The sequence below is a fragment of the Streptomyces pacificus genome (assembly GCF_011766325.1).
GTDB classification, from domain to species: Bacteria; Actinomycetota; Actinomycetes; order Streptomycetales; family Streptomycetaceae; genus Streptomyces; species Streptomyces pacificus.
Map to the genome: position 1 here is coordinate 441038 of NZ_BLLG01000005.1, position 13462 is coordinate 454499.

General features: G+C 71.1%; 10 protein-coding genes. All 10 read right to left on the reverse strand.

Features of this window, described 5'->3' with window-relative positions:
- Positions 1-278: 278 nt before the first annotated feature.
- From nuoN to nuoE, 10 genes are read right to left on the reverse strand one after another with little or no spacing between them, the layout of a single operon-like run.
- Positions 279-1928, reverse strand: coding sequence for an NADH-quinone oxidoreductase subunit NuoN (gene nuoN, locus SCWH03_RS11755; RefSeq protein WP_173264087.1), 1650 nt, complete (start codon positions 1926-1928; stop codon positions 279-281).
- Positions 1925-3553 (reverse strand): NADH-quinone oxidoreductase subunit M, encoded by a 1629-nt coding sequence (locus tag SCWH03_RS11760; RefSeq protein ID WP_173264088.1) that lies wholly within the window; start codon positions 3551-3553, stop codon positions 1925-1927. Before SCWH03_RS11760 ends, nuoN begins: the two co-directional genes overlap by 4 nt.
- Positions 3554-3558: 5 nt before the next feature.
- Entirely contained in the window at positions 3559-5463 is a 1905-nt protein-coding gene (nuoL, locus tag SCWH03_RS11765; RefSeq protein WP_173264089.1) for an NADH-quinone oxidoreductase subunit L, read from the reverse strand.
- Positions 5464-5477: 14 nt separating this feature from the next.
- A complete protein-coding gene (nuoK, locus tag SCWH03_RS11770) occupies positions 5478-5777 on the reverse strand; it encodes an NADH-quinone oxidoreductase subunit NuoK (protein ID WP_017948731.1) in 300 nt (99 codons plus the stop codon).
- Positions 5774-6673: an NADH-quinone oxidoreductase subunit J gene (locus tag SCWH03_RS11775; RefSeq protein WP_173264090.1), complete on the reverse strand. Its 900-nt coding sequence runs from the start codon at positions 6671-6673 to the stop codon at positions 5774-5776. The genes nuoK and SCWH03_RS11775 overlap by 4 nt, the downstream gene beginning before the upstream one ends.
- The gene (nuoI, locus tag SCWH03_RS11780; protein ID WP_173264091.1) at positions 6670-7311 is read right to left on the reverse strand and encodes an NADH-quinone oxidoreductase subunit NuoI; all 642 of its coding nucleotides are present in this window, start codon (positions 7309-7311) and stop codon (positions 6670-6672) included. Before nuoI ends, SCWH03_RS11775 begins: the two co-directional genes overlap by 4 nt.
- Positions 7304-8707: an NADH-quinone oxidoreductase subunit NuoH gene (gene nuoH, locus SCWH03_RS11785; protein WP_173264092.1), complete on the reverse strand. Its 1404-nt coding sequence runs from the start codon at positions 8705-8707 to the stop codon at positions 7304-7306. The genes nuoI and nuoH overlap by 8 nt, the downstream gene beginning before the upstream one ends.
- Positions 8704-11232: an NADH-quinone oxidoreductase subunit G gene (locus SCWH03_RS11790; protein ID WP_173264093.1), complete on the reverse strand. Its 2529-nt coding sequence runs from the start codon at positions 11230-11232 to the stop codon at positions 8704-8706. Before SCWH03_RS11790 ends, nuoH begins: the two co-directional genes overlap by 4 nt.
- Positions 11229-12593 carry an NADH-quinone oxidoreductase subunit NuoF gene (gene nuoF, locus SCWH03_RS11795; protein WP_173264094.1) on the reverse strand — a complete coding sequence of 455 codons (1365 nt, stop codon included), beginning with the start codon at positions 12591-12593 and terminating at the stop codon, positions 11229-11231. The genes SCWH03_RS11790 and nuoF overlap by 4 nt, the downstream gene beginning before the upstream one ends.
- On the reverse strand, positions 12593-13450 hold the full coding sequence (nuoE, locus tag SCWH03_RS11800) for an NADH-quinone oxidoreductase subunit NuoE (RefSeq protein WP_173264197.1): 858 nt from the start codon (positions 13448-13450) through the stop codon (positions 12593-12595). Before nuoE ends, nuoF begins: the two co-directional genes overlap by 1 nt.
- Positions 13451-13462: the final 12 nt, after the last annotated feature.

Sequence of the window (13462 nt, forward strand, 5' to 3'; positions counted from 1 at the left end):
CCGACTCGGCCGACGGCCTCGCCCTATCACCGAGCGTAGTCCTTTCCGGGCGGCCCGGCCGTGCGGACCGACGGGGGCCGACGGGGCCGGTCCAGGACGGCGCGGGCCGGTGGCGGGAGCACCTCCCGCCACCGGCCGCCCGCGGGCCACCGGCGTGGCCGCTCGCGGTGGAGCGGATGCCCGGTGCCCTCCGGGGGATGCCGTCGGCGACGGGATCCCTGTCGGAGGGCGCCGGGCCCTCGGGCCGGGTGGGAGAGGAACCCCCGCAGCACCGCCGCCTACCGCACGAACACGCTCGCCTGACCCGCCAGATCCAGGAAGTACTGGGGGGCGACTCCGAGCACCAGGGTGACCGCGACACCGACCGCGATCGTCGTCATCGTCAGCGGTGACGGAACGGCGACCGTCGGGCCCTCCGGCCTCGGCTCGCTGAAGAACATCAGCACGATCACCCGGATATAGAAGAACGCGGCGATCGCGGAGGAGATCACGCCGATCACGACCAGCGTTCCGGCGCCTCCCTCCGCCGCCGCCCGGAACACGGCGAACTTTCCGGAGAAGCCCGAGGTCAGCGGGATCCCGGCGAAGGCCAGCAGAAACACCGCGAAGACCGCCGCCACCAGCGGCGACCGCCTGCCGAGACCGGCCCACTTGGACAGGTGGGTGGCCTCCCCGCCCGCGTCGCGCACCAGCGTGACCACGGCGAACGCGCCGATGGTGACGAAGGAGTACGCCAGCAGATAGAAGAGCACCGACGAGATGCCTTCCGGAGTCGCCGCGATGACACCGGCGAGGATGAAGCCGGCGTGCGCGATCGAGGAGTACGCCAGTAGGCGCTTGATGTCGGTCTGGGTGATGGCGACGATCGCCCCGCCCAGCATGGTGACGATGGCGATCGCCCACATGACCGGCCGCCAGTCCCAGCTCAGCCCGGGCAGCACCACATAGAGCAGCCGGAGCAGTGCGCCGAACGCCGCGACCTTGGTGGCCGCCGCCATGAACCCGGTGACCGGGGTGGGCGCGCCCTGGTAGACGTCCGGGGTCCACATGTGGAACGGCACAGCGCCGACCTTGAAGAGCAGCCCCATGAGGAGCATGGCTCCGCCGATCAGCAGCAGTGCGTCGTTGCCCATGGTGGCGGCGAGCGCCGGGTCGATGGTCTGCACGGTGCCGTCGACCACGTCGGCGATGCGCGCGTAGGCGACCGAGCCCGCGTAGCCGTACACCAGGGCGATGCCGAAGAGGAAGAAAGCGGAGGAGAAGGCCCCGAGGAGGAAGTACTTCACCGCGGCCTCCTGCGACATCAGCCGTTTGCGGCGGGCCAGTGCGCACAGCAGGTAGAGCGGGAGGGAGAAGACCTCCAGTGCGATGAACAGCGTCAGCAGGTCGTTGGCCGCGGGGAAGACGAGCATGCCCGCCACGGCGAAGAGGGCCAGCGGGAACACCTCGGTGGTGGTGAACCCGGCCTTGACCGCGGCCTTCTCGCTGTCGCTGCCCGGTACGGAGGCGGCCTGTGCGGCGAAGGAGTCGACGCGCCTGCCGTCCGCCGAGGGGTCCAGCCGCCGCTCGGCGAAGGTGAAGACCGAGACCAGCGCAGCCAGCAGGATCGTGCCCTGCAGGAACAGGGCAGGTCCGTCGACCGCGATGGCGCCCATCGCCGCGATGCCCGCCCTGGTCGTGCCGTAGCCCCCGGCGGCCAGGCCGAGGACCGCGGCGAACGCGGCGGTCAGCGCGACGACGGCGAGGAACATCTGGGTGTGGTGGCGGCTCCTGCGCGGGACGAGGACTTCGACCAGCACACCGAGGATCGCCGCACCGAACACGATGATCATCGGCGCGAGTTGTGCGTACTCGATGTGCGGGGCCTGGATCTTGTCCAGCGGCTGGGCCGCCGTGATCCACAGGCTGTGGACAGCTGTCGTGCTCACTGGGCCGCCTCCACCTCGGGCCGGGGGTCCTTCTGCCGGACGTCGGACATGGTGTGCTCGACGGCCGGGTTGACGATGTCCGTCAGCGGCTTCGGATAGACGCCGAGGAAGATCAGCAGTGCGATGAGCGGGGTGACCACCACCAGTTCGCGCAGCCGCAGATCGGGCAGGGTCCGCACCTCCTCCTTCACCGGTCCGGTCATGGTCCGCTGGTACAGCACCAGCGTGTAGAGCGCGGCGAGCACGATGCCGAGGGTCGCGATGACCCCGACCACCGGGTAGCGCGTGAACGTCCCGACGAGGACCAGGAACTCGCTGACGAACGGCGCGAGTCCCGGAAGCGACAGGGTCGCCAGGCCGCCGATCAGGAAGGTGCCGGCGAGGACCGGCGCGACCTTCTGCACTCCTCCGTAGTCGGCGATGAGCCGGGAGCCGCGCCGCGAGATCAGGAAGCCGGCCACCAGCATCAGCGCGGCGGTCGAGATCCCGTGGTTGACCATGTAGAGCGTGGACCCCGACTGGCCCTGGGTGGTCATCGCGAAGATGCCCATGACGATGAAGCCGAAGTGGGAGATCGACGCATAGGCGATCAGGCGCTTGATGTCGCGCTGACCGACGGCGAGCAGCGCACCGTAGACGATGCTGACCAGTGCCAGGCCCAGGATCACCGGAGTCGCCCACGCGGAGGCCTCGGGGAACAGCCCGAGGCAGAAGCGCAGCATGGCGAACGTGCCGACCTTGTCGACCACCGCGGTGATCAGCACGGCGACCGGAGCGGTCGACTCGCCCATCGCGTTGGGAAGCCAGGTGTGCAGCGGCCACAGCGGTGCCTTCACCGCGAAGGCGAAGAAGAAGCCGAGGAACAGCAGCCGTTCGATGGTGGCCGCCATCTCCAGCGTGCCGTCCGCGCGGGCCGCGGCGATCTCCGTCAGCGAGAAGTTCCCCGCGACCACGTACAGCCCGATGACCGCGGCCAGCATGATGAGGCCGCCGACCAGGTTGTACAGGAGGAACTTCACCGCGGCGTAGGAGCGCTGGGCCGCCGCGTGCTCGTCGCTGCCCGCGTGGGCGCGGTCCCCGAAGCCGCCGATGAGGAAGTACATCGGGATGAGCATGGCCTCGAAGAGGATGTAGAAGAGGAAGACGTCGGTGGCCTCGAAGGAGAGGATCACCATCGCCTCGACCGAGAGGATCAGGGCGAAGAAGCCCTGGGTCGGCCGCCACCGGTAGTGCTTCGCCCCGGCGGGGGTGCCGCCGGAGCCGGGTGCGGCACCCCCGAGGCCGGGGGCGGCGTCAGGAGCGGGGTCGGCGTCGTTCCAGCCGGCCAGGATGATGAACGGGATCAGCACGGCGGTCAGCGCGATCAGCGCCACCGCGATGCCGTCCACGCCCAGTTCGTAGCGGACCCCGAAGTCCGCGATCCAGGCGTGGGATTCGGTGAGCTGGTAGCGCTCGCCTCCGGGCTCGAACCGGACGGCGATCACCGCCGCCAGCGCGAGCGTGCCCAGGGAGACCAGCAGGGCCAGCCACTTGGCCGCGGTGCGCCGGCCGGCGGGGACGGCGGCGGTGGCGATCGCGCCGAGTGCCGGGAGCGCCGCCGCCGCGGTGAGGAGCGGGAAGGACATGTCGGTTACACCGCCCTCATCAGCAGGGTCGCAGCGATCAGCACCGCCGCACCTCCGAACATCGTGACCGCGTAGGTGCGGGCGTAGCCGTTCTGCAGCTTGCGCAGCCGGCCGGAGAGGCCGCCGAAGGACGCCGCCGTGCCGTTGACGACCCCGTCGACAAGGCTGTGGTCGACGTACACGAGCGACCGGGTCAGGTGCTCGCCGCCCCGGACCAGGACCACGTGGTTGAGGTCGTCCTGGAGGAGGTCGCGGCGGGCGGCGCGGGTGAGCAGCGAGCCCCGCGGCGGGGTGGCCGGTACCGGGCGCCGGCCGTACTGGAGATAGGCCAGGGCGACACCGAGGACCATCGCCGCGACCGTCGCGGTCGTGATCGCGGCGGCGCCGAGCGGCGCATGGCCGTGGTCGAAGCCGGTGACCGGCTCCAGCCACTTCACGAACGACTCGTGCCAGGAGAGCAGCCCGCCGGCGAAGACCGAGCCGAAGGCGAGGACGATCATCGGGGCGGTCATCGTCCGGGGCGACTCGTGCGGGTGCGGCAGTTCGCCCTTGGCGTCGGGCTGCCAGCGCTTCTCGCCGAAGAAGGTCATCAGCATCACACGCGTCATATAGAAGGCCGTGATGGCCGCGCCCAGCAGGGCCGCGCCGCCGAGGATCCAGCCCTCGGTGCCGCCCTTGGCGAAGGCCGCCTCGATGATCTTGTCCTTGGAGAAGAAGCCGGACAGGCCGGGGAACCCGATGATGGCGAGGTAGCCGAGGCCGAAGGTGACGAAGGTGATCGGCATGTACCTGCGCAGACCGCCGTACCGCCTCATGTCCACCTCGTCGTTCATACCGTGCATGACCGATCCGGCGCCGAGGAAGAGCCCGGCCTTGAAGAAGCCGTGGGTGACCAGATGCATGATGGCGAAGGCGTAGCCGACGGGACCGAGGCCGGCGGCCAGGATCATGTAGCCGATCTGCGACATCGTCGACCCGGCAAGCGCCTTCTTGATGTCGTCCTTCGCGCAACCGACGATCGCACCGAAGAGCAGCGTGACCGCGCCGACGGTGACGACCGCGAGCTGGGCCGCGGGGGCGGCGTCGAAGATCGCCCCGGAGCGGGTGATCAGGTAGACGCCGGCGGTGACCATGGTCGCCGCGTGGATCAGGGCGGAGACCGGGGTCGGGCCCTCCATCGCGTCCCCGAGCCAGGACTGCAGCGGCACCTGGGCGGACTTGCCGCACGCGGCGAGCAGCAGGAGCAGCCCCAGGGCGGTCAGCGTGCCCTCGGACGCGCTGCCCGTGGAGTCCAGCACCGGGCCGAAGGCGAAGGTGCCGAAGGTGGTGAACATCACCATGATGGCGAGGGAGAGGCCCATGTCCCCGACCCGGTTGACCAGGAAGGCCTTCTTCGCCGCGGTCGCCGCGCTGGGTTTGTGCTGCCAGAAGCCGATGAGCAGGTACGAGGCCAGGCCGACGCCCTCCCACCCGACGTACAGCAGCAGGTAGTTGTCGGCGAGCACCAGCAGGAGCATCGCCGCGAGGAACAGGTTGAGGTAGCCGAAGAAGCGGCGGCGGCGCTCGTCGTGCTCCATGTACCCCACGGAGTACAGATGGATGAGCGAGCCGACGCCGGTGATCAGCAGCACGAAGGTCATCGACAGCTGGTCGAGCTGGAAGGCGACGTCCGCCTGGAAGCCGCCGACCGGGATCCAGCTGAACAGATGCTGGTACAGCGTGCGGTCGTCACCGGGCCGGCCGAGCATCTCGGTGAAGAGCACGACGGCGACGACGAAGGAGGCCCCGGCGAGCGCGGTGCCGACCCAGTGGCCCGTGCGGTCGAGTCGGCGTCCGCCGAGAAGCAGCACCACCGCTCCGAGCAGGGGCGCCGCGACGAGCAGCGCGATCAGGTTCTCTGCGTTGTCCACGAGTCTGCGACCCCTTACAGCTTCATCAGGCTGGCGTCGTCGACCGAGGCCGAGTGGCGGGAACGGAACAGCGACACGATGATCGCGAGCCCGACCACGACCTCGGCCGCGGCGACGACCATCGTGAAGAACGCGATGATCTGGCCGTCGAGATTGCCGTGCATCCGGGAGAAGGCGACGAGCGAGAGGTTGCAGGCATTGAGCATGAGCTCGATGCACATGAAGACCACGATCGCGTTCCGCCTGATCAGCACGCCGGACGCGCCGATCGTGAACAACAGGGCTGCGAGGTAGAGATAGTTGACGGGGTTCACCGGCCTGCCTCCTGTCCCTCGCCCCGGCCGCCCCGGTCGAGTTCGTCGCAGTCCCGGCCGAGCCGCTCCTCGGACCGCTGCTCCAGCGCCCTCAGGTCGTTCAGCGCCTCCCGGGATACGTCGCGGATCTGGCCGCGGTCGCGCAGCGTCTTGCTGACGGTGAGTTCCGACGGGGTGCCGTCGGGGAGCAGGCCGGCGATGTCCACGGCGTTGTGCCGGGCGTACACGCCCGGGGCGGGCAGCGGGGTCGGAAGCTTCCAGCCGTAGTCCGCCGACGCGGGGTGGGGGGCGGCGGACGGCGGGGCGCTCGCCTCGCGCACCCGCTGCTCGGCCAGTTCGCGCTGGGTCCTGGCGCGCTCGGTGCGCTCCCGGTGGGTGAGCACCATCGCGCCGACCGCCGCCGTGATGAGCAGGGCGCCGGTGGCCTCGAAGGCGAAGACGTACTTGGTGAAGATCAGCGCCGCGAGCCCCTGGACGTTGCCCGCGGCGTTGGCCTCGCCGAGTCCGACGAAGGCCCCGGGGCCCAGCGAGGCCTGGCCGATGCCCGCGATCATCAGCACACCGAAGCCGATGCCGCACAGGGCCGCCCACCAGCGCTGGCCCTTGAGCGTCTCCTTGAGGGAGTCGGCGGCCGTGACGCCGACCAGCATCACGACGAAGAGGAAGAGCATCATGATCGCGCCGGTGTAGACGATGATCTGGACGACGCCCAGGAAGTACGCGCCGTTGGCGAGGTAGAACACCGCCAAGATGATCATGGTCGCGGCGAGGCACAGCGCGCTGTGCACGGCCTTCTTCATCAAGATGGTGCCCAGCGCCCCGACGACGGCGACGGTGCCGAGCACCCAGAACTGCACGGCCTCGCCGGTGGAGGCCGCGGCGGCCAGCGCGCTCATGCGTCGGCCCCCTTGTCCGCCGCCGGTTCGGCGGACCCCGCGTCCGAAGCGGCGTCTTGGGGCTTCTCTCCCTTGGAGACGGCCACCTGGCGCTCGGTCCCCGGCGCGGCCTCGGTGACCAGGCCCCGGTAGTAGTCCTGCTCGTCCGTGCCGGGGTGGATCGCGTGCGGGGTGTCGACCATGCCGGGCTCAAGGCCCGCCAGCAGCTGCTCCTTGGTGTAGATCAGGTTCTCTCGGGAGCTGTCGGCCAGCTCGAACTCGTTGGTCATCGTCAGCGCCCTGGTCGGGCACGCCTCGATGCACAGCCCGCAGAGGATGCAGCGGGCGTAGTTGATCTGGTAGACGCGGCCGTACCGCTCGCCCGGCGAGTAGCGCTCCTCCTCGGTGTTGTCCGCGCCCTCCACATAGATCGCGTCCGCCGGACACGCCCAGGCGCACAACTCGCAGCCGACGCACTTCTCCAGCCCGTCCGGATGCCGGTTGAGCTGGTGCCGGCCGTGGAAGCGCGGCGCCGTGGTCTTCTGCTGCTCCGGGTACTGCTCGGTCAGCCGCTTCTTGAACATGGCCTTGAAGGTCACGCCGAAGCCGGCGAGCGGATTCTGGAACGCGCTCCCGGAATCCTCGGATCGCTCAGACACCGTCAGCCTCCTTTCCGTCACGAGGACCGTCACTGTCAGTATCGGATCCACCACTGACAATCAGCTCGCGGTCACGGCGCGGCCGCCTGCGCGGAGCCTGCGGCAGCACCTGTCCGGGCAGCGGAGGCACCGGGAAGCCGCCGGCCATCGGGTCGAACGCGCCGGCCGCCCCCCCGGCCCCGGCCGCCTCCTTCGCCTCCGCGTCGGCCCGCTCCTTCCTGTCCCGGAACAGGTCCGCGACGAAGGACAGCAGAAGCACGGCGAGGACCGCACCGCCGACGTACAGCACGATCTGCGAGAAGTCCCGGCCGTCGTTGCGCAGCGCCCGTACGGTCGCCACGAGCATCAGCCAGACGACCGAGACCGGGATGAGCACCTTCCAGCCGAGCTTCATCAGCTGGTCGTAGCGGACGCGCGGAAGCGTGCCGCGCAGCCAGATGAAGAAGAAGAGCAGCAACTGCACCTTGAGGACGAACCAGAGCATCGGCCACCAGCCGTGGTTCGCGCCCTCCCAGAAGGTGCTGACGGGCCACGGAGCCCGCCAGCCGCCCAGGAACAGGGTGACGGCCACCGCAGAGACGGTGACCATGTTGACGTACTCGGCGAGCATGAACATCGCGAACTTGATCGACGAGTACTCCGTGTTGAAGCCGCCGACCAGATCGCCCTCGGACTCCGGCATGTCGAACGGGGCCCGGTTGGTCTCGCCGACCATCGTCACGACGTAGATGAGGAACGAGACCGGCAGCAGCAGCAGGTACCAGCGGTCCGCCTGCGCCTCAACGATCGTCGAGGTCGACATCGACCCGGAGTAGAGGAAGACCGAGGCGAACGCGGCACCCATGGCGATCTCGTACGAGATCACCTGTGCCACCGAGCGCAGTCCGCCGAGCAGCGGGTACGTAGAACCGGACGACCAGCCGGCGAGCACCATGCCGTAGATGCCGATCGAGGCGACCGCGAGGAGGTAGAGCACCGCGATCGGCAGGTCGGTGAGTTGCATCGTGGTCCGCTGGCCGAAGATCGAGACCTCGTTGCCCGCCGGGCCGAACGGGATGACGGCGATCGCCATGAACGCCGGGATCGCCGCGACGATCGGTGCGAGGACGTAGACCACCTTGTCCGCGCGCCTGACGACCACGTCCTCCTTGAGCATCAGCTTGACGCCGTCCGCGAGGGACTGCAGGAGGCCCCACGGGCCGTGCCGGTTGGGGCCGATGCGCAACTGCATCCAGGCCACGACCTTGCGCTCCCACACGATGGAGAACAGCACCGTCACCATCAGGAAGGCGAAGCAGAACACCGCCTTGACGACGACCAGCCACCAGGGGTCCCGCCCGAACAGCGAAAGGTCCTCCGCCGCGAGCAGCGTCTGGTCGAGGAGTGCCGGGTTCACGCGCGCACCTCCGGTACGTCGTCGGGGCCGGCCGTCCCCCGGCCGGCCGTTGCCGCGGGGCCGACGCGGACAAGCCCGCCGGGCGTGGCGCCCGTGTCGCCCGGCACACCGCCGCCTGCCGAGTTGAGCGGAAGCCACACCACGCGGTCGGGCATCTCGGTCACCCGCAGCGGGAGCCGCACGGACCCCGAGGGTCCGCTCACGGCGAGCAGATCCCCGTCCTCGACACCGGCCTCGGCCGCGGTGGCCGCGGAGAGCCGGGCGACCGCCGCGTGCCGGGTACCGGCCAGCGCCTCGTCGCCCTCCTGGAGCAGGCCCTGGTCGAGCAGGAGCCGGTGGCCGGCCAGGACCGCCTCGCCCTCGCCCGGGCGGGGCAGCGGACGGGCGGACCCGGCGGGCCGCTGCGCCCGGGGGCCGGTCCAGGTGCCGAGGCCGTCCATCTCGCGCCGCACGGACCGCAGGTCGGGCAGGGCGAGATGGACGTCGAGCGCGTCGGCGAGCATGTGCAGCACCCGCGCGTCCGCCGGGGCCGGCGGGCGGGTCAGCTGGTCCGGCTTCAGCGCGGCCTCGAAGAGCCGCGCCCTGCCCTCCCAGTTGAGGAACGTCCCGGCCTTCTCGGCCACGGCCGCGACCGGGAAGACCACGTCGGCCCGTGAGGTGACCTCGGAGGGCCGCAGTTCCAGCGAGACCAGGAAGCCGACCGCGTCGAGCGCCTCGCGGGCGCGGGCGGGGTCGGGCAGGTCGGCGACCTCGACCCCGGCGACGACCAGGGCGGCCAGTCCGCCGCTCGCGGCAGCCGCCAGGATCTGCCCGGTGTCCCGGCCGGGGCGGTGCGGCAGTTCGCGTACGCCCCAGGCCGCCGCGGTCTCCTCGCGGGCCCCCGGGTCGGTCGCGGGGCGGCCGCCGGGCAGCAGCGACGGCAGGGCGCCCGCCTCGACCGCGCCGCGCTCCCCGGCCCGGCGCGGGATCCAGACGAGCCCTGCGCCGGTCGCCGCGGCCGTGCGCACCGCGGCGCTCAGCGCGCCCGGCACCCCGGCCAGTCGCTCCCCGACGACGATCACGGCCCCTTCCGACCGGAGCGCCTCGGCGGCGATGGCGCCGTCCCCGTCGAGCCCGGTGCCGGACGCCAGCGCGTCCAGCCACTCGGCCTCGGTGCCGGGGGCGGTCGGCAGCAGCACGCCCGCGGCCTTCGCCAGACCGCGGGTGGTGTGCGTGGCGAGGGAGAACGTCCGCTGGCCGTGCTTGCGCGCGGCCTTGCGCAGCCGGAGGAAGACGCCGGGGGCCTCCTCCTCCGCTTCGAGGCCGGCCAGCAGCACGGCCGGGGCCTGCTCCAGGGAGGTGCAGGTGACGCCCTCGCGGTCGAGATCCCGGCCGTGGCCGGCGACCCGGGCGGCGAGGAAGTCGGCCTCCTCCTGGGAGTGGACCCGGGCCCGGAAGTCGATGTCGTTGGTGCCGAGGGCGATCCGGGCGAACTTGGCGTACGCGTAGGCGTCCTCGGCGGTGAGCCGGCCGCCGGTGAGCACCGCGGCCCGGCCGTGGGCCGCCGCGAGTCCGGTGGCGGCCGCCGCCAGCGCCTCCGGCCAGCTCGCGCGCTCCAGTTCGCCGCTCTCGATGTTGCGGACGAGCGGGGTGGTGAGCCGGTCGCGCTGCTGGGCGTAGCGGAAGGCGAACCGCCCCTTGTCGCAGATCCACTCCTCGTTGACCTCGGGGTCCTCGGCGGCGAGCCGCCGCATCACCTTGCCGCGCCGGTGGTCGGTGCGGATCGCGCAGCCGCCCGCGCAGTGCTCGCAGACGGCCGGCGACGACACCAGGTCGAAGGGCCGGGAGCGGAACCGGTAGGCGGCCGAGGTCAGCGCGCCGACCGGGCAGATCTGGATGGTGTTCCCGGAGAAGTAGGACTCGAAGGGGTCGCCCTCGCCGGTGCCGACCTGCTGCAGCGCGCCGCGCTCCAGGAGTTCGATCATCGGGTCGCCCGCGATCTGGTCGGAGAAGCGGGTGCAGCGCGCGCAGAGCACACACCGCTCGCGGTCGAGCAGCACCTGGGTGGAGAGGTGGACCGGCTTCTCGTAGGTGCGCTTCCTGCCCTCGAAGCGGGACTCGGCGCGGCCGTGCGAGACCGCCTGGTTCTGCAGCGGGCACTCGCCGCCCTTGTCGCAGACGGGGCAGTCGAGCGGGTGGTTGATGAGCAGCAGCTCCATCACGCCCTGCTGCGCCTTCTCGGCGACGGGCGAGGTGAGCTGCGACTTCACGACCATGCCGTCGGTGCAGGTGATGGTGCAGGAGGCCATCGGCTTGCGCTGGCCCTCGACCTCGACGATGCACTGCCGGCAGGCCCCGGCCGGGTCGAGGAGGGGGTGGTCGCAGAACCGGGGGATCTCGATGCCGAGTTGCTCGGCGGCCCGGATGACCAGGGTGCCCTTCGGCACGGAGATCTCGATGCCGTCGATGGTCAGCGTGACCAGGTCCTCCGGCGGGACCGCGGTGCTCCCCCCGCCTCCGGACGCGGCGGACGTGGTGACGGTCATGCGTCCACCTCCAGGTTCGGCACGGCCCAGGCCGTGGACTTCGCGGGGTCGAAGGGGCAGCCCCGGCCGGTGATGTGCTGCTCGTACTCGTCGCGGAAGTACTCCAGCGAGGAGAAGATCGGCGCGGCGGCACCGTCACCGAGGGCGCAGAACGACTTGCCGTTGACGTTGTCGGCGATGTCGTTCAGCTTGCCGAGGTCCTCCATGACGCCCTTGCCGGCCTCGATGTCGTGCAGCAGCTGGACCAGCCAGTAGGTGCCTTCGCGGCAGGGTGTGCACTTGCCGCAGGACTCGTGTGCGTAGAACTCGGTCCAGCGGGTGACGGCCCGGACGACGCAGGTGGTCTCGTCGAAGCACTGGAGTGCCTTGGTGCCGAGCATCGACCCGGCGGCGGCGACGCCCTCGTAGTCCAGCGGCACGTCGAGGTGCTCGTGTGTGAACATCGGGGTGGAGGAGCCGCCGGGGGTCCAGAACTTCAGCCGGCGGCCCTGGCGCATGCCGCCGCCCATGTCGAGCAGTTGGCGCAGGGTGATGCCGAGCGGGCCCTCGTACTGGCCGGGGCGGGCGACATGGCCGCTCAGCGAGTACAGCGTGAAGCCGGGGGACTTCTCGCTGCCCATCGAACGGAACCATTCCTTGCCCCGGTGGAGGATGGCGGGAACGGACGCGATGGACTCGACGTTGTTCACCACCGTGGGGCAGGCGTACAGACCGGCGACCGCGGGGAAGGGGGGCCGCAGCCTGGGCTGACCGCGCCGGCCTTCCAGGGAGTCCAGCAGGGCGGTCTCCTCGCCGCAGATGTAGGCGCCGGCGCCGGCGTGCACGGTGACTTCGACGTCGAGGCCGCTGCCGAGGATGTTCCGGCCGAGGAAGCCCGCGTCGTACGCCTCCCGGACGGCCTCGTGCACCCTGCGCAGTACCGGGACGACCTCGCCGCGCAGATAGATGAAGGCGTGGCGGGACCGGATCGCGTAGCAGGCGATGACGATGCCCTCGATGAGGGAGTGGGGATTGGCGAAGAGGAGCGGGATGTCCTTGCAGGTGCCCGGCTCCGACTCGTCGGCGTTGACGACGAGGTAGTGCGGTTTGCCGTCGCCCTGCGGGATGAACTGCCACTTCATCCCGGTGGGGAAGCCCGCGCCGCCGCGGCCGCGCAGTCCGGAGTCCTTGACGTAGGCGATCAGTTCGTCGGGGGCCATCGCGAGGGCCTTGCGCAGTCCCTCGTAGCCCTCGTGCTCGCGGTAGGTGTCCAGGGTCCAGGACTCGGGCCGGTCCCAGAAGGCGGAGAGGACGGGCGTGAGCAGTTTCTCGGGGCTGGTCCCGCCGCCGGCCTCCGGCCCGTGTTCGGTGGACACGGTCATCACTCCCCCTCCTCGGAAACCGGTCCGGCCGGGTGGGCCGGGTCGGACGCCGACGTCTCCTGTGCGTCGTGCCGCGTCCCGGGGGGACGCGTCGCGGGATGCCGGCCGGGCGAGGGGCGGGCATCGGAGCCGGGGTGCTCACCGGGCGGCTCGTCCTGCGCAGCGGCGCCGCGGGGGTGGACGACCCTCGGCTGGGGGGCCTCGCCCCTGGCCAGCTGCAGGCCGACGAGGGTGGCGGGGCCGGCCCCGCCGGTGGCCGCGACGGCCCCGGGGCGCTCGTCGGGGAAGCCGGCGAGGATGCGGGCGGTCTCCCGGAACGTGCACAACGGGGCGCCGCGGGTGGGTTCGACGGGGCGCCCCGCCCTCAGGTCGTCGACGAGCCGGCGGGCCGACTCGGGTGTCTGGTTGTCGAAGAACTCCCAGTTGACCATGACCACGGGGGCGAAGTCGCAGGCCGCGTTGCACTCGATGTGCTCGAGGGTGACCTTGCCGTCCCCGGTGGTCTCGCCGTTGCCCACGCCGAGGTGTTCCTTGAGGCCGTCGAAGATCGCGTCGCCGCCCATCACGGCGCACAGGGTGTTGGTGCAGACGCCGACCTGGTAGTCGCCGGACGGCTTGCGGCGGTACATGGTGTAGAAGGTGGCGACCGCGGTGACCTCCGCCGTCGTCAGATCCAGCAGCTCCGCGCAGAACCGCATACCGGTGCGGGTGACGTGGCCCTCCTCCGACTGCACGAGGTGCAGCAGCGGCAGCAGCGCGGAGCGGCTCTCCGGATAGCGGCCGATGATCTGCCGGGCATCCGCCTCCAGCCTCGCGCGCACCTGGGCCGGATAGTCGGGGGCGGGTGGCTGGGGCATCCCGAGCGATAC

Bases quoted from the DNA above. Each gene is read 5' to 3' on its own strand.
- SCWH03_RS11760 (WP_173264088.1), bottom strand. From the start codon at position 3,553: ATGTCCTTCCCGCTCCTCACCGCGGCGGCGGCGCTCCCGGCACTCGGC.
- SCWH03_RS11775 (WP_173264090.1), bottom strand. From the start codon at position 6,673: ATGAGCGCGCTGGCCGCCGCGGCCTCCACCGGCGAGGCCGTGCAGTTC.
- SCWH03_RS11790 (WP_173264093.1), bottom strand. From the start codon at position 11,232: ATGACCGTCACCACGTCCGCCGCGTCCGGAGGCGGGGGGAGCACCGCG.
- nuoF (WP_173264094.1), bottom strand. From the start codon at position 12,593: ATGACCGTGTCCACCGAACACGGGCCGGAGGCCGGCGGCGGGACCAGC.
- nuoE (WP_173264197.1), bottom strand. From the start codon at position 13,450: ATGCCCCAGCCACCCGCCCCCGACTATCCGGCCCAGGTGCGCGCGAGG.